Annotated in this window: 24 protein-coding genes; 14 read left to right on the top strand and 10 right to left on the bottom strand. The window is 62.9% G+C overall.

Annotation, left to right across the window (positions count from 1 at the left end):
* Nucleotides 1-166 precede the first annotated feature (166 nt).
* The 9 genes from ACYVJS_RS15110 to ACYVJS_RS15070 all read right to left on the bottom strand — a co-directional run bounded on the left by ACYVJS_RS15110 (nt 167) and on the right by ACYVJS_RS15070 (nt 6278).
* Nucleotides 167-562, bottom strand: a complete 396-nt coding sequence (locus ACYVJS_RS15110) for a recombinase family protein (RefSeq protein WP_460740685.1) — start codon at nt 560-562, stop codon at nt 167-169.
* 143 nt (nt 563-705) lie between these two features.
* Entirely contained in the window at nt 706-1155 is a 450-nt protein-coding gene (locus ACYVJS_RS15105) for a hypothetical protein (RefSeq protein ID WP_460740684.1), read from the bottom strand.
* Nucleotides 1152-1976 carry a replication-relaxation family protein gene (locus ACYVJS_RS15100; RefSeq protein WP_460740683.1) on the bottom strand — a complete coding sequence of 275 codons (825 nt, stop codon included), beginning with the start codon at nt 1974-1976 and terminating at the stop codon, nt 1152-1154. Before ACYVJS_RS15100 ends, ACYVJS_RS15105 begins: the two co-directional genes overlap by 4 nt.
* 154 nt (nt 1977-2130) lie before the next feature.
* On the bottom strand, nt 2131-4275 hold the full coding sequence (locus tag ACYVJS_RS15095; protein WP_460740682.1) for a type IV secretory system conjugative DNA transfer family protein: 2145 nt from the start codon (nt 4273-4275) through the stop codon (nt 2131-2133).
* A complete protein-coding gene (locus ACYVJS_RS15090) occupies nt 4272-4469 on the bottom strand; it encodes a hypothetical protein (RefSeq protein ID WP_460740681.1) in 198 nt (65 codons plus the stop codon). Before ACYVJS_RS15090 ends, ACYVJS_RS15095 begins: the two co-directional genes overlap by 4 nt.
* A 10-nt stretch (nt 4470-4479) precedes the next feature.
* Entirely contained in the window at nt 4480-4674 is a 195-nt protein-coding gene (locus tag ACYVJS_RS15085; RefSeq protein WP_460740680.1) for a hypothetical protein, read from the bottom strand.
* Nucleotides 4675-4712: 38 nt separating this feature from the next.
* Nucleotides 4713-5342, bottom strand: a complete 630-nt coding sequence (locus tag ACYVJS_RS15080; protein WP_460740679.1) for an MT-A70 family methyltransferase — start codon at nt 5340-5342, stop codon at nt 4713-4715.
* Between the two features lie 336 nt (nt 5343-5678).
* Complete coding sequence (locus ACYVJS_RS15075) at nt 5679-5963, bottom strand: hypothetical protein (protein ID WP_460740678.1); 285 nt, start codon at nt 5961-5963, stop codon at nt 5679-5681.
* A gap of 15 nt (nt 5964-5978) precedes the next feature.
* Nucleotides 5979-6278, bottom strand: coding sequence for a hypothetical protein (locus tag ACYVJS_RS15070; RefSeq protein WP_460740677.1), 300 nt, complete (start codon nt 6276-6278; stop codon nt 5979-5981).
* A 134-nt stretch (nt 6279-6412) separates the two neighbouring features.
* Here ACYVJS_RS15070 and ACYVJS_RS15065 point away from each other — a divergent pair, with 134 nt between their 5' ends.
* Nucleotides 6413-7384: a hypothetical protein gene (locus tag ACYVJS_RS15065; protein ID WP_460740676.1), complete on the top strand. Its 972-nt coding sequence runs from the start codon at nt 6413-6415 to the stop codon at nt 7382-7384.
* An 89-nt stretch (nt 7385-7473) separates the two neighbouring features.
* Here ACYVJS_RS15065 and ACYVJS_RS15060 read toward each other — a convergent pair whose 3' ends face one another.
* Nucleotides 7474-7704, bottom strand: coding sequence for a helix-turn-helix domain-containing protein (locus ACYVJS_RS15060; RefSeq protein WP_460740675.1), 231 nt, complete (start codon nt 7702-7704; stop codon nt 7474-7476).
* Between the two features lie 194 nt (nt 7705-7898).
* Here ACYVJS_RS15060 and ACYVJS_RS15055 point away from each other — a divergent pair, with 194 nt between their 5' ends.
* The 13 genes from ACYVJS_RS15055 (at nt 7899) to ACYVJS_RS14995 (ending at nt 18897) form a co-directional block, all read left to right on the top strand.
* A complete protein-coding gene (locus ACYVJS_RS15055; RefSeq protein WP_460740674.1) occupies nt 7899-8831 on the top strand; it encodes a hypothetical protein in 933 nt (310 codons plus the stop codon).
* 155 nt (nt 8832-8986) lie between these two features.
* Entirely contained in the window at nt 8987-9325 is a 339-nt protein-coding gene (locus tag ACYVJS_RS15050) for a histone-like nucleoid-structuring protein Lsr2 (RefSeq protein ID WP_460740673.1), read from the top strand.
* A 134-nt stretch (nt 9326-9459) separates the two neighbouring features.
* A complete protein-coding gene (locus ACYVJS_RS15045) occupies nt 9460-9825 on the top strand; it encodes a hypothetical protein (protein WP_460740672.1) in 366 nt (121 codons plus the stop codon).
* Nucleotides 9826-9861: 36 nt separating this feature from the next.
* Entirely contained in the window at nt 9862-12210 is a 2349-nt protein-coding gene (locus ACYVJS_RS15040; protein WP_460740671.1) for a hypothetical protein, read from the top strand.
* A gap of 17 nt (nt 12211-12227) precedes the next feature.
* Entirely contained in the window at nt 12228-13205 is a 978-nt protein-coding gene (locus tag ACYVJS_RS15035) for a hypothetical protein (protein WP_460740670.1), read from the top strand.
* Nucleotides 13206-13345: 140 nt separating this feature from the next.
* On the top strand, nt 13346-13672 hold the full coding sequence (locus ACYVJS_RS15030; protein WP_460740669.1) for a hypothetical protein: 327 nt from the start codon (nt 13346-13348) through the stop codon (nt 13670-13672).
* Between the two features lie 158 nt (nt 13673-13830).
* Entirely contained in the window at nt 13831-14310 is a 480-nt protein-coding gene (locus ACYVJS_RS15025) for a DUF3846 domain-containing protein (RefSeq protein WP_460740668.1), read from the top strand.
* A gap of 309 nt (nt 14311-14619) precedes the next feature.
* Complete coding sequence (locus ACYVJS_RS15020; protein ID WP_460740667.1) at nt 14620-15402, top strand: hypothetical protein; 783 nt, start codon at nt 14620-14622, stop codon at nt 15400-15402.
* 20 nt (nt 15403-15422) lie between these two features.
* Nucleotides 15423-15848, top strand: coding sequence for a hypothetical protein (locus ACYVJS_RS15015; RefSeq protein WP_460740666.1), 426 nt, complete (start codon nt 15423-15425; stop codon nt 15846-15848).
* Between the two features lie 547 nt (nt 15849-16395).
* Entirely contained in the window at nt 16396-16770 is a 375-nt protein-coding gene (locus ACYVJS_RS15010) for a WXG100 family type VII secretion target (protein WP_460740665.1), read from the top strand.
* A 7-nt stretch (nt 16771-16777) separates the two neighbouring features.
* Nucleotides 16778-17020 carry a WXG100 family type VII secretion target gene (locus tag ACYVJS_RS15005; protein WP_460740664.1) on the top strand — a complete coding sequence of 81 codons (243 nt, stop codon included), beginning with the start codon at nt 16778-16780 and terminating at the stop codon, nt 17018-17020.
* Between the two features lie 3 nt (nt 17021-17023).
* Complete coding sequence (locus tag ACYVJS_RS15000; RefSeq protein WP_460740663.1) at nt 17024-18430, top strand: endonuclease toxin domain-containing protein; 1407 nt, start codon at nt 17024-17026, stop codon at nt 18428-18430.
* On the top strand, nt 18427-18897 hold the full coding sequence (locus tag ACYVJS_RS14995) for a hypothetical protein (RefSeq protein WP_460740662.1): 471 nt from the start codon (nt 18427-18429) through the stop codon (nt 18895-18897). Before ACYVJS_RS15000 ends, ACYVJS_RS14995 begins: the two co-directional genes overlap by 4 nt.
* The last annotated feature ends 19 nt before the right edge of the window (nt 18898-18916 follow it).

The following is an 18916-nucleotide window of genomic DNA, read 5'->3' as shown; positions in this document are numbered from 1 at the left end:
TCGCTCCTTGATTTACGCTCACTTCGTCTGAGAAGTCGAGATGATTGATGACGTGCAATTCACATCGCTGATCTGGGGAAAAGTGAAGTATGACTTCACTCCTTCGGGTCGATGTGTGTGCGTGGGGCCAGGCGGCTGGCTGCGCGTCTGGCCCCACGGGTGACGGTCAGTGTTGCTTCCTCCGGTCGGTAGCGGTGATGAGCGTGATCTGACTGTCGATGAGCAGCGTCATGAACAGCCGGAAGTCGCTCCGCCGCCTGGCCAGGTACTCTTCGCGGGCGACGAAGAGGTCTGGGACTCCGGTTTCCGACATGAATGACACGGCACTGGTGAAGGCGGGCCGGTACCCCTCGTGGTCGCCGTACTCGATGTACTCGGCGACGATGATCACACCCTTGGCTCTGGCGGCTTTGGCGATGAACTCTCGTTGCCGATCGATCGAGTACGTGCCGACGCGTCTGGGTGCGCGGTCGTCTCCCTCTTTGCGTGCCCTCAGGTAGGCGACCCCTGTCCGGTAGGTCTCTCCGAGGTAGTGCTCTTCGTAGATTGACTTGATGTGCATGGTGCGCCTCCTTTCGGTTGAAGCTCCGAGCCCGGTCCTGTCCGTCACAGGAACGTCCCCGGTCTGTTTGGTTGTAGTTCTCCACCCGTTAGGGCGAAGCCTTGGCGTCGGCCGATTGCGTGTGGTCGACGGGCATGAGTGGGCTACTTGTGGAAGACGTGCCACCAGCCGTCGAGGTGGACGATGTCGTAGGTCTCGACGATTCGTTGGTCGATCACGTCGTGGTTCCAGGTGAGGTGGTCTTCGGGAAGCCCTTGTTCGTCCATGAACTTGCGGAGCGCCTGGAGCCAGCCGAGGCCGTCGAGGACGTCGTGTCGAAGCTGGTCGAAGCGCTCCCAGGTGGCGGCGTATGTGTCGTAAAAGCTGTCCTCGATGGTCGCTGCGGCGACGTTGGTGTCGGGCAGCAGCAGGTAGGCGGCGAACGCGGCGCCGTTCTCCTTGACCAGCGACAGGATGCGAAGCGCGTCATCAGGGTCCTTGAGTAGTGCGAGGGAGCGTTCGACGGACGTTTGTGCTTCGGGACCGAACGGCGGCTCCCTGCTCGGCGGTTGGGCTTCGCCGCGGTCGGCTGGGGGTGGTGTTTCTGGGGTCATGGTTCCTCCTTTCGTTGTTCAGGTGATGACGGTTCTCCGCGCAGGGTTGCCGGAAGTTCTTCGGGGGTGATGCACGTGAAGATCCGGTCAGGGAGATTTGGGTCGGCGTGGATGGCGGCCTCCAGCCGCGCTACGCGCCGTTGTGTGGGCACGATCCAGACCACCCGGGGGAACACGCCGTGTTCGGCCTGTGCGGCGTGTGTGCCGCGGTAGGTGGCGTACATGCGGCTCTTGGTGAGGAGGACGGGCAGGCTCTCGGTTCCTCGGTCTACTTCGATGTACCAGTGGTCGTCGTACTCCTCGCTGGAGAGCTGGGCGTAGAGGTCGGGTTTGAGGACGACGGGTACACCGTGTGGCCCCAGGAAGCGGCGCCAGGCAGCCGTTTCGACTTCGAGCTTGGCGAGGGCGGGTCCGCCGCTATCTGCGAGCTCCTGCAGTGCCACGACGGTGTCGGTCACCGCGAGAGTGTGCTCCAGGAACACGATCGATGGTTCGCGGACGTGGCGTTTGGGCGCGCCGGCTGGTCTGGTGAGTCGTTCTCCGGCGACGTCGAGGTGCCAGATGAATCCAGCGGAGCCACGGCGCACACCTCCGACGCGGCGTTCCAGCCGGCTGACGAGGCGTCGCTCGAGGAGTCGTTCCATGGCGCGCAGGCAGGCTCGGGTGGCGGCTCCGGTGGTGGCGTGCTGGGTGAAGCAGAGGCGCCGGAGGTGCGTGGTGCTGGCGAACTTCTGGGCGGAGAGGAATTTCAGGATGCGCCAGTCGCGGCTGCTGAGGGTGCGTGCGATGCGGTCGAGCTCGCTGGGGCTGATGTTCTTCATTGGCGGCCTCCTTGGTGGCTGGTGGATCCCGCCAGGGGCGGGACAGTCGGCAGCGAGGAAGGGCGAAGCTGCGCCAGATTCCGCGGAAGAGGAACGCTCGTCGGCAACGCGACCCGACAGGCGACCGGACATCTCGCTTCCGCTTCGCGTCGTCTCATTTCGCCCTCCGTTTCGTTCGTCCGACGGGTTCGTCGTCGAGATCTGTGTCGGTGAGGTGCGCCGCATGGGTGTGGAGAGGCTCGTCGGCAGTGGGCTCGGGTGCGCCGTAGCGGAGCTGGCTTTCGGTGATGACGGCGTCGGGATCGGAGATCGCAGCGGGCGGCGGGAGTACCCGTGCGGAGAGCCAGCCGGTCCGCCGCCCGTCGTTCTGGAGGCTGGTGTAGATCTCGTAGGGAGGCAGGCGACTGAAGTCTTCGGTGTCGAGGCCGGTGATGCGGGCGGCGGTCTTTGCTTCGTCGTCCTCGAGACCGAAGATGATCTTGTTGCGGGCGTTGGCGTCGATGGCGCGCAGCAGCTTGTCGGGCATCTGGGCTCGGTGCTGGTGTGCGAGGTGCCAGGCGGCGCCGAGGGAGCGGGACTGTTCGAGGGCTTCGGCGAGGTCTCCGAGGTGGAGGAAATTCTGGGCTTCGTCGATGTAGATGCTGATCGGGCGGCGCTTCGCGGCTGGCAGGGATGCTCGGCTGAGGATCTGCTGCCAGAGCTGGGCGACGACGAGCGAGCCCAGCAGCGATGCAGTCTGGGTTCCGAGGAGGCCCTTGTTGAGACTGACGACGAGCACCCGCGGCGCGGTGAAGAGGTCCTCGATCCGAAAGGCCGGCGCGCTCTGTTCGAGCACCGCACGCACGCCGGGACGAAGTAGAAACTGGCGCAGGCGGGTCATGACGGGGCCGACGGCGGCCGCCTGCTGCCCGGCGGACTTTGCGTCGTACTGGGCCCAGAAGTTGAGGAGCTCCGGGTCCGCGATCTTTGCCAGCACTCTCTTCCGGTACGGCGAATCTGTCAACAGACGGGGCAGCCTCGCGAGCGATGCATCCGGTGCGTAGGTCAGGGTGAGAAACGACGCGTGGAGGGTGTCGGCGGTGAGCGGGCCGAAGGCGTTCGGGAAGAGCCCACGGAACAGATCGAGCATCGTTTCTGCCACGAGTGACCGGCGGTCCTCATCGCCGTGGCCGTCGAAGCCGGCGAACGGGTTGATGCCGGCGGGGCGGTCGATCGAGGGGTCGATGAGCGCCACGTGTCCAAGTCGCTTCTCTGGGATCAGACTGAGTGTGTCCATTGCCAGATCCCGCTTCGGGTCGATGACGACGACAGATCTGCCGGCGCGAATGTCCTCGGCGATCAGGTGGAGTAGCAGCGTGCTCTTCCCCGCTCCCGTCGGCCCGTAGACGTGCGTGTGGCGCAGTGCGTCGTTGATGCCGATGCCGATCGAGCGGTTCGATCCCGGCGCCGTCGATGCGGCGAAGATGCGCTCGCGCGGCGACTGGTAGGTCTCGGGCGGCGCGAGCCGGATGGGGTGCGGCGACGGCAGGCCCGGGAGGTCTTGATCGGTGACTGGCCAGCCGAGCAGCGGCAGCAGTTCGGTGGCAGTGAGCCGCAGGGGCTGACGTAGCGGGACGCGTCCTTCGTCGAGTCGGGCCGGGTTCTTGCTGGTGATGGAGATCGTCGTGCCCGCGCTCTGCAGGGTGCGGATGGCGGCGAGTAGTTCGTGGATGAGCAGGCGGCGCCGGACCGGTGACGGCGAGGAGACGCCTATCCGGATGACCGCCCGGAATCGATACTCGGACAGCTTGTCTTGAAGCCGCGCTCGGGTTGTGCTGGATGCTGCCCGGGCGCCGCCGAGGAGCAGCGACGTCATGGGTGTGGTCGGGTCCGGCGCCGCAGCCGGCAGCATTTCCGGAGCGAGCGCCCGTCCCGTCACGATCTGAAGCACGAGCACATCGCCCTCGTCTTTCGCCCCTGACAGCGCTGCGAGGATGGCCCGCAGGGTCTCGAAACCGCTCAGGAGCGTCAGGTTGAGGTTGCGTTGACGGATCTGGATGCGACCGGCTCGTTCGACCTCGGTGCGCTCTGCTTCTGGCTTAGTGAGAACCGCGCCGGGTACAAGCCGGCGAAGCTGCGAGCTGGCGCTACTGAGATCGGCGCTCGAGCCGCCGAGGAAGTAGCGCACTCTTCCGGCCTCCGTCCGAACCTCCCAGACCAGCGCTCCACGCGCGCCGTCTGCGGCCATCGCTCGAAGGAAGCCGAGGGCGTGGATCTCGTCGATCGGGGGCTGCCAGTGGATCTCGCGCCACGTGGTCATTCGCTCTCCTCCTTGGGATCGGAGGGCGGGACGGGCTCAGGCTTCGTGGCCTCGGCCTCGCGGCGGGCTCGCTCCTGCATGGCAGCGTGCTCGAGGAGGGCGCGGGCGAGTTTTTCGTAGTCGGGCTTCTCGCGACGCTCCGCACGGACGCGGATCTGGTACTCGCGGCGCGGACGACCAGGACGACGGCTCATCGCTGGCCTCCTACCGCAGCCAGCGGCTGCGACGCCACCGCACGATGATGACGGCGAGCCAGACGATCACGACGGCCGCGATCCCGGCGACGAGCCAGACCCAGATCTGCTGAATCAGCCAGACGGCCGTCCAGATCATGAGCGCGGTGAACAGGAGCAGGGCGCTGGCGCCGACGATGCGGCGCAGGAGCGACTTCTCGGACACGGTGCTTCTCCTTGAACAGTGGAACGTGGGTCGGGCGCTCAGGCATCGGCGGACTCCGTTCGCGGGTCGAATTCGAGCGGTGGCAGGAGGTCGCTCGGCACTGGGTAGCCCGGGATGCGGATGTCGCTCTCCACCTGGTTGCCCCAGATGTCCCAGCCGGGGAACGGGCGCCGAGCGAAGAGCTCGAGGTAGGGGCCGGGGCTCATGCGCATCACCATCTGGTGCACTTCTTCGGGCTTGTGCGAGTGACTTTGGCGAGGCAGCATTGCGAAGCTGCGCTGGCCCTTGAACCGGACGGGCAGCTTCCCCTTCACGCCCAGCAGCAGGGTCTCGTGCGCGTGGCGAAAATACTGGCCGAGCCCCATCTGGTCCTTGCCCCAAACGAACTCGTCGACGAAGCGGAAGCCCCAGCCGCGCATGATGTCTTCGGCGACGTGGCGCGTGGCCGGATAGCACCACAAGTAGAGGTGCGCGTTATCGTCCGCGAGGTCGCCGATGGGCATTGCCGCGATGGCGTCGAGCGTCATGAGCGGGTACTTGTTTGCGGCGCCGTACTTCCCTGACTGGCCTGTGGGCCAGGGCGGGTCCACGATGATCGCTTGGTACCTCTTGCGCGGCAGGCTGGTCGGCGGGTTGTGGTCCGCCGCGGTGTTGGTGGTGTTGGTCATTGAGTCCTCCTTTCGGCAGCCGTTTCTTATGCGGGCACGACGAACGTCAATCCATGGCGAAGACGTCATGGCGCGAACGGAGCCCGGGACTGCTGCCCTGAGTTATGACGGACGCGGGACGGGACGTAAACCGTCCGATCGTGCAAGTTCGGGGTCGTTAAGTGCGGTTGAAGAAATCAACGTGGGGGCTAGAGCCGTGGGCTCATCGCCCCCACGTTGACGTCCTCCCAACAGTGGCTGCGGGGATGTGCGTTGTGGCGGTGACTGGGAGGCGGGGTGCTTCGCGGTTCTTCCTTCGATGGCGAGGATGAACCTGCGTGGCGCGTCGCGGTCTGGCTACTTGGGAAGGTCGCCGCGTGCGATGTATACAGCGCGGGCGATCTTGCGCTTCGTGTCGTCAGCGGCGATGGACTCGTCCGCCAGCGCGGAGGCGAGCGAGAAGATCGTGGCGCGCAGCTGGCGCTGACGCCGATCGAGCTCACGCTCCATCCGCGCTCGACGAGCCGCGCGGGCTCGCCGCACCTGCTCCACTACCGCCCGCATGACCAGAGCCGCAAGGACGCACATCAGCCCAAAGGCGATGCCCATGCCGAAAAGGTCGAACACCCGGGTGAAGTCCATCACAGATCCCTTCGCTCAGTACTGCTGCGAGCGGCGCGAGGCGCCCTGCACGTAGCCCATGAGCAGCGGCGCGACCAGCGGAGCGGCTTCGGGGACGTCGTGCAGCTGCGCCTGCGTCATGCGGTAAAGCGAGATGGCGTTGTTCACGCCGAGCGCCACGTGGACCATCGCGATGTGTTCGGTGACCGCCGCGATTTCGCTTCGCGCGGCGAGCTCGTCGAGTTCACGCTTCGTCTGACGCGCCGTCGCCCCAGTGAGTTTGTGGCCGGTCTGCGTGATGTGGGGGCTACCGCCGAAGGGCACGAGATCCGACATTGGTTGGAACCTTTCGTCTGTTGGTTTCTGCGGCTGGTTCAGCCGCAGAAACGACGGTAGGTCCGCAGAAATCACCGGACGGAAAGTAGGAATAAAGTCGGAACAAGACGCCTGGCTACTTTGGGGAGTAACCGATGACGCAACAACAACCGACCGCAGCAGATCTCTTCTTCGATCTCGCGTTGTTGCGCAAGAACGAAGGCTTCGTCGCCCACCGGCTCGACCGCGTCGACACCGTCGCCGAACTCCTCCAAAGCGACACCACCGACGCGTTCGACAGGCTCCGACACCGCTTCATCTCAGCGATCCACGCGCTCCCGTCTGCTGATGCGGAGCTGCTGCTCGACATCTTCGCGCTCAGCCCAGAGACCGAGGGAATCCCGCGGCTGCAAGAGCGCCGTCGAATCTACGGCGCACGAATTGGGCGACGCATCGACACCGTCGCCGATCGGGAGCCAGCCGCCCTGAACCAGCTCGCCTCGCGGCTTATCCGTGGCACCTACCCGCAGTCGCCGCTACGACTCGATGTGCCAGAAATGCACAACGGGATCATCTACGAGACCATCAGCACCCGCATCGTCATCGAGAACCGAATCTGGACGAAGACCTACGAGCACTACCGCTTCGTCCTCACGATCGACGAACTGGACTGGGTCAACATCGTGCGGTCCTACGACGGCACCGTCTTCCCCGACCCAGGCGGTGCGTTCAAGGTCAACACGCGTCCGATTAACGGCGCCGGATGGAACGACTACTTCTGGCACCTCAACGCCGCCCGCACCGCAACAGAGCCCATGCGACGAGGCGAAACCTACGACCTCCGGTTCGCCATCCGCCCACCGGCGAGCAACACGAACGATTCGCTCACTCTGGCAAGCAGGGCCTTTCACGAGCGTGCACTGCTGGCCATCATCGAAGTACAGTTCATCGGCGAGATCCCGGACTCCATCTGGAAGTACTCACAGCTCAGTCCCTTCGCCCGCCCCACCGAAGCGAACGAGTACAACAGCGCTACCGCAGACCAAAACGGCATCGTGACCCTCCGCGCACGCGATCTACACGGCGGGCTGTTCAGCGGCATTGCCTGGACGTGGGATCAGGGCTAAGAGGCATCTGGTTCGTTGGCGTGGCGCACCGCTACGTTGAGCGATGCGCAGCGTGATCGTGGGGGAGTCGACCACGACTCTGTGCCGAGTCAGCTCGCAGTGAACGTCAGGCGCGGAACGTCGGGCAATAGATCGCCAAGGCGGACGTCCAGCACCTGGCAAAGAGTCAGCACAGTCGCGAGACGTGGGTTCGTTGCAGCACCGCCGCGCGTCACGGCTCCGCGCTCGTACTGCTGGTAGGCGTAGAGCGAGATACTGGCGCGCTCTGCCATCTGCTCCTGCGTGAGCCCCTTCGCGTCGCGCGCTCGGCGCAGGTTCATCCCGAGTTCCCGAGCAAACTGCGCCCATTCTGGGGACGCGGCTGGGCTCGGGTTCACCGCTTCAGCCTGAAACCAAGAAGAGTTGGTGAGAACCAATAGAAATTGGTAAAGTCCGGAACTAGGCTGCCCCGACGCTCCCGAGGCGGCTCGCCGCACGCCCGGCTCACCGTTTACCGCCCTTGGGGGAACTTACAATGACCCGACCCTGGCGCCGCCTCCGGCGCACTTCATCCGTCGCCGCCGTGGCACTGACTGTCGCCGCACTCGCGATAATGCCCCAAGCGGCCAGCGCCGCCGACGACGTGCCTGAGGTGATCGTGAGCAACGTCGCCGTCAACACGGCCACTCCCGAGTCGGCGACCCTCACCTTCGACTACGCACCCAACGACAGCGCTGAGCTCCGTGAGCCGCCCTACAGGTTGCGCGTCTACATCTCCCCGTCGAACGTGAACTACTGGGAGACCGACACCATCGACTACTTCACCATCTCGTCGGCCGGCTCCTACAGCAAGACGTTCCCCCTCGCCCCCGGCAGCTACAACGCGTCGGTCGGGGCCTACCCGATCCTGAACTGCATCGACTGTGGTGGGCCGGAACCGACCGTGATCACCACGGTGCCGTTCACGGTCACAGCCGTCACGCCGACCCCCGAGCCCACGCCGACCACGCCCACACCCGAGCCGACGCCGGAGCCCACAACGCCGGCGCCTCAGCCTTCGGAGACGTCCGCGCCTGTTATGCCAGCAGCCTCGCTCTCCGCGACCAGCGTTCTTGCTGGAAGTGGCGTGACGGTCACGGCAACCGGGCTGGCGATCAACGAGCCCGTCCAGATCTGGATCCACAGCACGCCGATCCATCTCTGGGCTGGCACGGCCGATGCATCCGGAGCCCTGACGCAGGCCATCACCATCCCCGCAGACATCCCGCCAGGTGCCCACCAGATCGAGGTCCGCGGTGCTACGAGCGGTTCGCTCTGGCTGAACCTCACAGTCCGTGGCGCTGAACTTGCCGCGACAGGCGTAGACGGAAGTGCTGGCGCGGGCGTCGGTATCGGTGCGGCCACGCTACTGCTCGGCGGCGCGGCCGTCCTGCTTCTCGCGAAGCACCGCCGTCGAGAAGCTGCCTAAATACACACCCGGCAAATAGGGTGTCATATCGACCCGGCAAATAGGGCGTCCGCATCGCGGGCGCCCTATTTGCTTGCGCGTGCATGAAGGAGTGCGGATCGCATTTCGCGCAAGCGGCGGGAATCCATTGGTTTGGTGTGTCATACTCCCTTGCTATGGCTAAGCAGCAGATCACCCGACTTATTGACGACCTCGACGGCGAAGTTCTCGAAGCCGGCAAGACCATCCACTTCTCTCTCGAAGGTCGCGCCTACGAAATCGACCTCTCCGACGAGAACGTCGAGAAGCTCCGCGAGGCATTCGCGCCGTTCATTAAGGCGGGACGCTCCATTGGAAGCGCTTCCCGCAGCACGTCAACGCGCGGACGCGCCACAAAGAAGGACAGTCGTGACCTCGGGGCAGTGCGCGAGTGGGCTGCAGTCAACGGCTACGAGGTGAGCGCTCGTGGGCGGGTACCTGCTGCCGTCCTTGCAGCCTACGACACGGCGCACTGACTCGCACCACACCTCAACTGCGTCATGCCGGGCAGCGCGTCTTCAGAGCGGTTCGCTCCGAGCCTGAGATGCCTTGGCGCAAGAAGGTGAGGTATTGACTAACTAGGCAGCTGTGTGTATAACAAACGCATAGCATGTCACGGAGCTACAATATTGAACACTACTTTCGCCTGACTGAAACTACGCCCGACAACGTAGGCGATCTGTCGACTGGAACCGAAGCGCTTGAGAGCCTTGACAAGGGTTACACTCAGGCTCTCCAGGTGCAGTTTGACGACGAGATTCGAATCCACGGTCCGCCAGCTTTTCAGATTCGAATTAGAGGTGCCGCGGTTCTGGCGGCAGTTCGCCCAAGGCTGGAAGTTTTTGGGTTACTTCCTCTTAATGCTGCCTTTGATCGCATTTCATCAGAAATCGTTGACGCCCCCGGTGATACTTACAGCATTCTGGGAAGAGAGGTCGAGTATGTCGAAACGAGGTTTCGCGACCAGGGCTACTGAGCAAATTCTTCGGCGCGCTTCGTAGAGCACTCCGCGATGGACGCGATCCCCTTCTACGCGCAGGCCGAGTACTACTCGCACCGGGACATTGAACGTTTCACCTTTCGTCACCCAGAAGCGCCGACCGTCGTAGACGGGAACATGCTGCTGCTCGGCACCGCGGGCACTGGCAAGAGCATGGTGATGAGGCAGCTCGTTGCGGAGTACGAGAACTCTGACCGAATTTACCCGTTATACATTCATGCCGAAGAGTGGCTGTCTGAGACACTTGCTGAACACGCGCGTCGCAACGAGTATGAGACTTCACGCTTCGACGGGATTAGGATAAAGTGCGTCATTCTGTTTGCTCTCGCGATTATAGAGCGGCTGATCTCACTTGACCAGTGCCGTGTTGCGGCGGCTGCCTCGGAATGGTTCCCTGAGCGTCCGGATGACGACAGTGAACTAACTCTGAGAGAGTGGCTTAACGATACGTGGATAGACGTCAAGTCGCTACCTTCGCAGTCGAAGAAGTGGCGGGAAGAGTACGCTAGCTTCACTAGCCTGCCCGACGTACTGAACTACATAGGTCGTCAGACTCTCCGTATTCTCGGGCGCAGACTTGCACTTTTTGTTGACCAACTTGATCGAGTTGGACCGGCGTATTTCGAGGTACTGGGTTCTGCCTTTGTGCGGTCAACGTCGTACACAATTTGTCTTGCGAGTCGCCCCAGCGTCTGTGCGCCCGAAGCCACAACCTTTGATGCTCGCGTGGGGAATAACCGTCAAGTTTGGCTAGGCGCAGGATGGGACAATGATGACTGGTCGCGTTTCCTAGTTGACGCGGCGACTTCTCTGTTTGACAACGAGACAATTAGCGTCCTGCGGCGGCATCGTCGAGAACTCGCGGCACTAGTAGGCCCGTCCACGCGTCAGTTCATGGAGATTGCACGCCGTCTGAAAGATCTGCTGAGGGGCACGCTCGACCAAGAAACTGCTCTGGATAAGGCTGTTCGGACGGAGACCGCGGACTATCAGGGACGATTAGCGTCCTGCCTCGTCGGCGTCGACACGTTCTCCGGATTGGTCCAGGAGCTAAATACGCGCCTTGTGAAGGACGACAATGATGTTACGGCGCGTCTCACTCGAATCGACATAAGCGCGTCTGATGGGTTGATCTTGAGTGACGAAACGATCGCACGAATTCGCGTGCTGGTCCGTGAGGGATTCCTCGTGCCTCACGACGCGGCTCGGTACGGCGTCGACAACGTCGGGAACGAGTATCATGTAATTCCTCAGGGCGTTTGCTCTCCTGCCGAGGACTGGGCGCTCGTCGTTTCTGACCGGCGCTGTTCTATTTCTGAAACCGACTTTATGAGTTGGTCTGTCCCCACCTTCAAGCGCAGAAAAGTCGTGGAGGAAACGGGCGTGGAGCCATCCATCTTCTACTCGCACTGGATGAGTGACACTAATCTCATCTCATCGAGCTTTCTGAAGGAGCTTGCCGAGCGGCTGGCACCAGATGCGTATGTAACCACCGGCAAGACGGAGTTCGCTCATCCGCACCTCCGCAAACAGGTTGCTCTCCGCAGTAACCAGAACATCGCCGATCACATTCGCAAAAACATCGAGATTGCGACGGCCGTCGTGGTTCAGCTGGATAACCCGCGGCCGGCGATTGGCGTGGAGTTGGGTTGGGCGCTGTCGTTCGGGCGCCCGGTCGTTCTGGCATACGGGTCAAGTCAGGGCTTCGCGGAGATTCCCGATTGGCTTAAGATCGATGAGCTTCACGAGAATGGCACGGAACAGGGTCGCGAAGCACTCGTTTCCCTCCTGGAAGAACAGATCGTCGGTTGGAGTGCTCGCAAGGCACCCTTGTACATGCGCGAGGGTGATGGCACTGCCACCATCGGCAGTTATCAACGGGAGTTGCACGGCTCACTGATTGTTGGCTCCGGGGATAGATTTATGGATTTGGCACACCGGGCCGGCGATCGCGCAGCATATGATGGCTTAGAACGGCCCAGCATAATTGACACTTCGATATCTGGCCGCGGGCGTATTGTATCTACCATTGCCGCCAAGGCCAGGCGGGCCTCGACGCTTCTCGCGGTCCACTCAGGGGATCGCGACCAAGACATACTTACTTGGCTCGCTCTGGGTGCGTTCTCATTTCGCGATACCGACACGATTCGCCATATTCCAGGAGTGGCAGGTCAGCGTTCGCTCCGGCGACAGTTTGTGGTCTATTCCGAGTCAGACTGGGGTCTTAACAGTGAGCCGAGCTCAATGATGAGAGGTCTGTCTGGTTATAGTCGGAGTCTCTCTGTCGACGAGGCGATAGACCAATACCATCAGAATCTGAGAGCTCTCTCTGAGCGCATCAGGCCGGACGCAGACAGATAATGACAATCCTCGAGCCGATGACGCCCACTGAGATTTCGGCGGGTAGTGTTGCATGGTTCGGTGCTGCTAGTTTCGAGGACAGGTGTTTAGGCTCGGTCGACGTGCTGTCTCGCGAACGTGGAGTACATGAGGCATGCTTACTGCTGTATTCGTCAAACGTTGATAGGGACGGGCAGTCCGGCGTCGTGATTAATCGCAACCGGTTGCTTAATCGGTTTGACCGTATGCGATCGCGTGTCATGCTCCGAGATGCAAATGCAATTCAGATGACATCATTGCGCCGTCTTTTAAACAACTTCTTGGACGACCAGCGAGTCTTTTCGTGCAAATCCTTAGTTTTCGACGTAAGTTGCCTTACCAAGCTGCATATTGCCGGACTTTCGACCTGGGTATGGGAGAATCAGCATCTATTGGCGGACATTGATGTCCTCATAGCGTACACGTCACCGCAACAGTATGGTTGGCAGCTCAGTCAGCACCGTTTCGGAGCTCAGTTCAGTGAGCTGATACACATACCATTGATTATGGGGGTTCCTGATTCAAGCATGCGTGCGAAGCGTGGTGCGGTCGCTCTTTTAGGGCATGAAGGCGCGAGGCTCAGCTATGCATTATTTTCGCTTAATGTCGATGAGGGATTCTACTGCGTGGCGGAGAGTTCCGAGATTTCTGACGCCCGAAGGCTGGCGGAGATCGAGAACAAAGACTTTCTGTCTGATCTGAATAGCGCGAACTGGAAGGTTTGTCATGTGACAGATCTAGATATGGTTACTCTTCGCGACTCTCTCCAGAGTTACGTGGATGGCGAGCCTGTCGGCTCTCGACAGATCCTGTTGCCATTCGGTCCTAAACCCTTGATTGTCCAGTCGATTATGACCATGTTGGACGGGGATAGCCCGGATTTGTGGATCAGTTACCCTGTCGTTTCCACATACAGTTCGAAGTTGACTCGCGGGGTGGGTACGACTTCGTTCTGGCGGGTGGATTTTTCCGCATGAGGGTCCGATCGATCGGACACTTGCCCCTCTTCTCGCTTCGTCTTTCAATTGGACCAGGCGTCGCGCCTCTCCTTGCCGGTCTGCGGTCTCCGTGGGAACCAACCGAGTTCTCGGCCGCACCTGTCAAGGAGGTGACCCGCATGAGCGAGTCAGAAGCACCACCCGCCACCGCCAACAACCTGGGCTACGGTCCGGTCAAGCCCCTCGCGGTCAGACTCAACGAGTCCACCCGCACCCAGCTGGACATCATCGCCCAGCTGCGTGATCGCAACGTCACCGACGAGGTGCGCCTCGCCATTGACGCATGGATCGAGCAGGCAAAGGCCGACCCGGCCCTGCAGCAGCGCGCCCAAGCCGCGCGCGAAGAGATCGAACGCGAAGCCAGCACCAAACGCGAGGCCATCGCTGCGATCTTCGACGCCGGCGCCCCGCCGAAGGCGAGCCGATCGCGCGCAGCCGCTGGCTGATTAGCACCCATCCGAAGGTGGCCGGCCAGGATCGAGCGCACTCGCGTTCTCCTGGCCGGCCGCCGCCTCACACCCAGTCATCTCGTCGCTCGTTTGTGTTCTGCGATCTGCAGAGAACCCATCCGGTTCTCGGTCGCTCACACAAAGGAGAAGAAGACATGGTGCGAGGCGTTCTCGTCCCGGCGGCAGACAGCCACGACCTCACCGCCTACGACGCGGTGGAGCTCGAGGACTATCAACGAGCGGTCGGCGGCTGGATTGAAGCGGTAAATCTGCCCGCGTTCGGCAGCACGCTGTTCGTGAACGAAGAAGGACTGCTGCGCGGCTTGCCGTTCAACCGGCGTGCGACCTTCCTCTGGTGGTTCCACGTCCCGAGGGCGCGCAACCAGGCTCGGCTTGCTGGCGATGCGCTGCTCGTCGGACTGCCGGACGGGGCTGGGGAGATGACCGACCTTCCGGACGACGCTCTGCGGTTGCTGCTTTCGGATGAGCTGTGGGACCTTGAGCTTCGCGAAGGGCCAACCGAGTCGTGGAGCCGCGATCCCAGCGGCGGGCAGAGCTACATCGAGGCCGTCGTGTGGAGTGTTCTCGTCAGCGAGGTCTCGGACGCCGAGACGAGGCTCGTGCGGCGCCAGTAGTAACCCAGGCGGTGATCGTCGAGACTCCAGCATCAATGCTGTTGAGCTCGACGGTCACCGCCTTTTGTCATGCTGATCAGTCCTACGAAGTGACCGCTCGATCTGCTTGAGATTGCTGCTTGCGGGTCGGAGTTGTGCCCCACTACGTTGAGGCGCACGGGCACGGTCTGGGGGTGCTCGATTCGTCTGCTGGGGGTGTCCATGAGTGTGTCTGGCGTGCTCGGATTTGTTGCGAGCGGGGTGTTGGTGTGGTCTTCGTTGGTTGGTGTCGTGGCCGATGATTCCACTCCAACTGCGGAAGAGACCGTGGTGACGTTCATTGCCACCGAAGATGCGAGCTTCGATGAGGTGTTCAGCTCGATGATCAGCTCAAACGATGCGGCGGATGTCGCTGACTTCCTCGATGCGCAAGCCGAGGCGGCGGAACCTGTCACGGAGGATCTGGGGCTCGCTGATACGAGCGTGGACGAAGCGCGAGAAGTGCTCGCCGACGCTGCTGCGACAGCGGAGGACATCGCCACGACGCAGGATGCGGATGGCGCACCAGCCTCCACTGGGCTCGTCATCTCTCCTGCGTCGTTTGCCTCTCATCGCACACAGGCTCCTCGAGCGGCCGGCGTGGTCCGTGCGTCAATGAACTCGGCTGCGGTAGCCGGGAGCTCTACGAACAACCGGTTCTCCTGGAAGTTCGAGAATCGGGCCTACGTGAGGGAGTGCACTCTCTGGTCGTGCACCACCAAGTCCTGGCTCGACTACCGACTGGTGACGGACCCTGGCAAGACGACGACGCGCACGAACGTTCAGTTCATCCGCGGCGGTGAGGGAAAGATCCGTGGTGTCACGCTTCGCACCACCGTGCTCTCCGCCGGGTACAACGTCTCGGACGTCACCAACAAGTGGTCGCCGAACGTGTCCGGGATGTATCAGTGGAACAGCGGACACTCCTCGACCAAGGGCAAGACGTTCCAGATGTACTACTGGCTCGAGTTCGCCGGCCCCGGCGCCGTCGCGGGCAGTTACGAGTACAAATCCGGACGCACATCCGCCTGCAGCGAGCCGTCGCCAGGCGCCTACCGCTGCCTCTTCCCCTGATACTGCAAGAGGAGGACCGCATGAGCGACGACGAACTGGCGCGCATCAGATCAATGACTCAGGACGAGCTGTGGTCTGCCAGCGGCAGATCCGACCTGACCGTCGAGGCCTGCGAGGCAATCATCGAAGTGGGCAGTGAAGACGTCCTCGCCGGCCTCGCCGGAAACTTCGACGCGCCCGAAGCGGTGCTCGGAAGACTCGCTGAACGCGACGACCACGTGGGGGCCATCGCGAGAGAGAACCCAAACGCGCCAGCGGATGCGAAGGACCAAGCGCCTATCGGCAACCTCGGCAACTCGGCCATCGTGCGCTACATCGAACAGCGAGCCGCGTCTCCAACTCAAGCGCAGGCACTGGCAGACGCATACGAGCACGCGCCCCACCCGGGCGGAACTGCCCTTGGAGACGTCTGGAAAGAGATCGTCAGCCGGCACCCAATGACCTGATCGCGCACGCGGAGTGCCGTCGGCGGAGTGGCCCGGAGAAGCCGTTTGCGGATCCCGGCGGCGAGGATCACGCACGGTCGGATTAGCGCATTGGCTGATGAGCGTGCGCGTTCCTGACGCTCTGAGCCTCCCGTAAACGGTCCTGTCGTTTGTGGACAGCGGCGGCTGCTGCGATGCGCCAAGGACTACGCTGAACGGCCATGGGTGACGCCTTAGCCGCTGCGGCTCAGCCTCGGTGCCCTGAGTGCGGCACGGTTTTGCGCACGCGGGTGTATGGGCTGTACTGCGGTGGCTGCGACCTCGACGTACTCGACGTTGGCACGGGGGAGTCGGTCACGCTCTCTGCTCTCGCCGCTGAGCTGGGACACACCGAACACCGGCTCGGGATGAGGATCTATCACTATGTCCGCCAGCGGTACCCGGAGCACCGCCCCGGCGACCCGTGGCTCCTGACCCCCGAACAGGCGGACGACGTCCGTCGCAACGTCCGTTGACATCCTGTGGATAATCCAGCGAGCGTGTCCAGCCTCAGTCGTAGCCTCGAATCATGATCGTTCGGGCCGACTTCGATGCGCTGGTCGCTGAGACAACGCGGCTCGACGCCGGTGTGGGAGATCTCGACGGACGGATCGCTTCGGTGCGGTCGCGTGTCGCCGACCTGCTGGAACAGGGGTGGACGGGGGAGGCCGCCACTCAGTTCCAGCCGCTCTTCGAGGCATGGCAGGGCGCTGCCACATCGAGCGTGCAGCGCCTCGATGCGCTCATCGAGGGGCTCCACGCGGCGACGGGTGATCTGGTTGCCGCGGAGCGGTCGCATGAAGACGCCGCACGCGCACTGGAAGGGGCGACGCCCAGCGTCGAGATGCAGCAGCTTATGGGGGGAAACCATGGCGTACAGGGCACATATCTCGCAGCTCACTGAGGTCGTCGTGGAACTCGAACGGATCGCGAACGAGATCGCCGAGGTCCACGCCGACGCGGACGCCGCATCACGGCGACTCCATTCGACCTGGGAAGGCGAAGCGTCGCAGGCTCACACCACGGCGCACGCTGCCTGGAGTGCTGACGCTCGCGAGATGAATGAAGCCCTGGTGGCTATGCGTCGACTGCTTGCGGGTGCGCAGGCGAACTATGCCGCCGCGGTCGAAGCCAACACGCGGATGTGGGGCTGAGCGATGCTTATCGCCGTCGATCCCAACGCCTACTACGAGGCAGCAACCTGCTTCGGCAACGGTGTCGCCTCCGTTGTGGCGGACGCGGAGCGCGCGCTCGGGTCCGCACTGGCAGGCTCGGAGCGTATCGCCGGAAGCGACGCGGCCGGCGGCGAATGGGCGGCTCAGTACGACCAGGTGGCGCAGCTCACTGCGCAGACGATCAATGACATCGAGGCGGCGGCCCTGACGGTTGCTGAGCTGCTGAAGCAGTCGGGCGTGAACCACGCGGCCGCCGATGCCGATTCGAACCCACTGGGTGCGATCCTCCAGTCACCGGTGGCGAGTTGGTCATCGGAGGTTGGCGTATGCGCGAGCATCCCGAGCGTGGCGGGTGGTTCCATCCCCACTCCCGATGGCTGGGAACAGCTCATCAGTCTGGTCGCGATTACGTGGCCAGACGGCGACGCCGGCAAGCTACGTGCCGTGGCGTCCGCGTGGCGCACCGTCGCCTCGACACTTGAGTCCGCATGGCCGGCCGTGACGGACGCGCTTACCTTCCTTGATCAGATCCAGTCGCCTGAGATCGACGCTGCGCGAGGAGTCTGCATCACTGTGGGTGATGCGATCACGGCCACCGCGACCCAAGCTCGAGCCCTCGCGGACGCAGCGGATGAGTATGCCGGCAACGTCGACGAAGTGCAGGCGGCGATGCGCGAGCAGATCAGTATCCTGCTCGCCGAGACTGTTCTCATTGAGGCCGTCGCCGTGGCTGCCGGCGCCGCAACCTACGGTGCTGGCTTCGTCGCCGGAACCGGACTCGCAGCGCTCAACGCCACGAAGTACGGCACACGCCTGACCGCGATCGCTCTGCGCTTCATGGAAGGCTCTCGGGCTGTCCTCGCAAGCATGGCCTGGCACAGCCTCGACGCGACCAGCGCTTCGCTCCGAGTCGTCATCGCCAAGACGCCAGCGACCGCCGCGACTGCTAGCGTCACAGGAGCGGCGGCGTCCCTCACCGCACTTGCGGACAAGCTCGCGAAGTCCCCGTGGATACTCGGGCCCTCGCCGCGCGGGTTCACGATCGAAGCGCGCCTCGGCGGCAACCTGCCCTACGGATTCCGCACCATCGACCGCTGGGACCAAGCAGCAGGTATCGCGACAAGCATCAAGAGTGTCAACCTCGCGTCCAAGACCTATCAAAGCCCCGCACGCCTACAGAAGCTCCTCACTGGATACATCGACAAGATGGCGGCATACCGCGGCGGCACGTTGAGCAACGTCACGGTCGACGAGTTCGATATCGTGACTCGACAGCTCCAAATCGCCATCCCCACGAAGGGCTCGAGCGAGCAACAAGCTGTCATCGCGATGATGGCAGAGTATGCCCAGCAGCGAGGAGTGGAACTGATTGTCGAGGTGATCCGATGACTAGAGCGATCGTGGACGTCCACCTGCAACCAGACGGCCGTGTGTTCGTGTTTACCTACTCCCGAGACACGGCCGGGTTCTGGGTCAGCGATGGCCTCCCTGTCGTACTCGGAGGCGCAACCGACCCGGAGACGCTCGGGGCCGCAGCGTTGGCAGCATTGGCGACGAGCACCGAGGGTGTTGTGCCTGCGCGAGACCTTCGCGCTAATCCACCTGACCAGCAGCTTCTCGCCTGGGTGGGCGTCAATACGTACGCCCAGTATGCGAGGGGAGTGCGTTCCGCGAAGGTGCACGCCTTCTACGACGACAACGGCGCCCTGAACCGGCTGCTAGTCACGCCTGAGACGAACCACGGGCGTGACGGTTTCACACCGGACGTTGAACGGCGTCAGGAGGTCGCGGTACTCGATGCGTACTCGATTGGAAACGCACTCATGCAGGCCCTGGACCTCGCGCGAGCTTCGTGATGTCGAGACAGTGGGAATC

The organism is Microbacterium neimengense, from assembly GCF_054782995.1.
This window is presented reverse-complemented; position numbering and strand designations above follow the sequence as displayed.

Coding starts and splice junctions, on each gene's coding strand:
- ACYVJS_RS15010 (WP_460740665.1), top strand. CDS start 16,396: ATGATCGTTCGGGCCGACTTCGATGCGCTGGTCGCTGAGACAACGCGG.
- ACYVJS_RS15090 (WP_460740681.1), bottom strand. CDS start 4,469: ATGAGCCGTCGTCCTGGTCGTCCGCGCCGCGAGTACCAGATCCGCGTC.
- ACYVJS_RS15060 (WP_460740675.1), bottom strand. CDS start 7,704: ATGAACCTGCGCCGAGCGCGCGACGCGAAGGGGCTCACGCAGGAGCAG.
- ACYVJS_RS15105 (WP_460740684.1), bottom strand. CDS start 1,155: ATGACCCCAGAAACACCACCCCCAGCCGACCGCGGCGAAGCCCAACCG.
- ACYVJS_RS15095 (WP_460740682.1), bottom strand. CDS start 4,275: ATGACCACGTGGCGCGAGATCCACTGGCAGCCCCCGATCGACGAGATC.
- ACYVJS_RS14995 (WP_460740662.1), top strand. CDS start 18,427: ATGACTAGAGCGATCGTGGACGTCCACCTGCAACCAGACGGCCGTGTG.
- ACYVJS_RS15015 (WP_460740666.1), top strand. CDS start 15,423: ATGAGCGACGACGAACTGGCGCGCATCAGATCAATGACTCAGGACGAG.
- ACYVJS_RS15030 (WP_460740669.1), top strand. CDS start 13,346: ATGAGCGAGTCAGAAGCACCACCCGCCACCGCCAACAACCTGGGCTAC.
- ACYVJS_RS15070 (WP_460740677.1), bottom strand. CDS start 6,278: ATGTCGGATCTCGTGCCCTTCGGCGGTAGCCCCCACATCACGCAGACC.
- ACYVJS_RS15075 (WP_460740678.1), bottom strand. CDS start 5,963: ATGGACTTCACCCGGGTGTTCGACCTTTTCGGCATGGGCATCGCCTTT.
- ACYVJS_RS15045 (WP_460740672.1), top strand. CDS start 9,460: ATGTCACGGAGCTACAATATTGAACACTACTTTCGCCTGACTGAAACT.
- ACYVJS_RS15055 (WP_460740674.1), top strand. CDS start 7,899: ATGACCCGACCCTGGCGCCGCCTCCGGCGCACTTCATCCGTCGCCGCC.
- ACYVJS_RS15000 (WP_460740663.1), top strand. CDS start 17,024: ATGCTTATCGCCGTCGATCCCAACGCCTACTACGAGGCAGCAACCTGC.
- ACYVJS_RS15025 (WP_460740668.1), top strand. CDS start 13,831: ATGGTGCGAGGCGTTCTCGTCCCGGCGGCAGACAGCCACGACCTCACC.
- ACYVJS_RS15040 (WP_460740671.1), top strand. CDS start 9,862: ATGGACGCGATCCCCTTCTACGCGCAGGCCGAGTACTACTCGCACCGG.
- ACYVJS_RS15080 (WP_460740679.1), bottom strand. CDS start 5,342: ATGACCAACACCACCAACACCGCGGCGGACCACAACCCGCCGACCAGC.
- ACYVJS_RS15065 (WP_460740676.1), top strand. CDS start 6,413: ATGACGCAACAACAACCGACCGCAGCAGATCTCTTCTTCGATCTCGCG.
- ACYVJS_RS15035 (WP_460740670.1), top strand. CDS start 12,228: ATGACGCCCACTGAGATTTCGGCGGGTAGTGTTGCATGGTTCGGTGCT.
- ACYVJS_RS15110 (WP_460740685.1), bottom strand. CDS start 562: ATGCACATCAAGTCAATCTACGAAGAGCACTACCTCGGAGAGACCTAC.
- ACYVJS_RS15100 (WP_460740683.1), bottom strand. CDS start 1,976: ATGAAGAACATCAGCCCCAGCGAGCTCGACCGCATCGCACGCACCCTC.
- ACYVJS_RS15050 (WP_460740673.1), top strand. CDS start 8,987: ATGGCTAAGCAGCAGATCACCCGACTTATTGACGACCTCGACGGCGAA.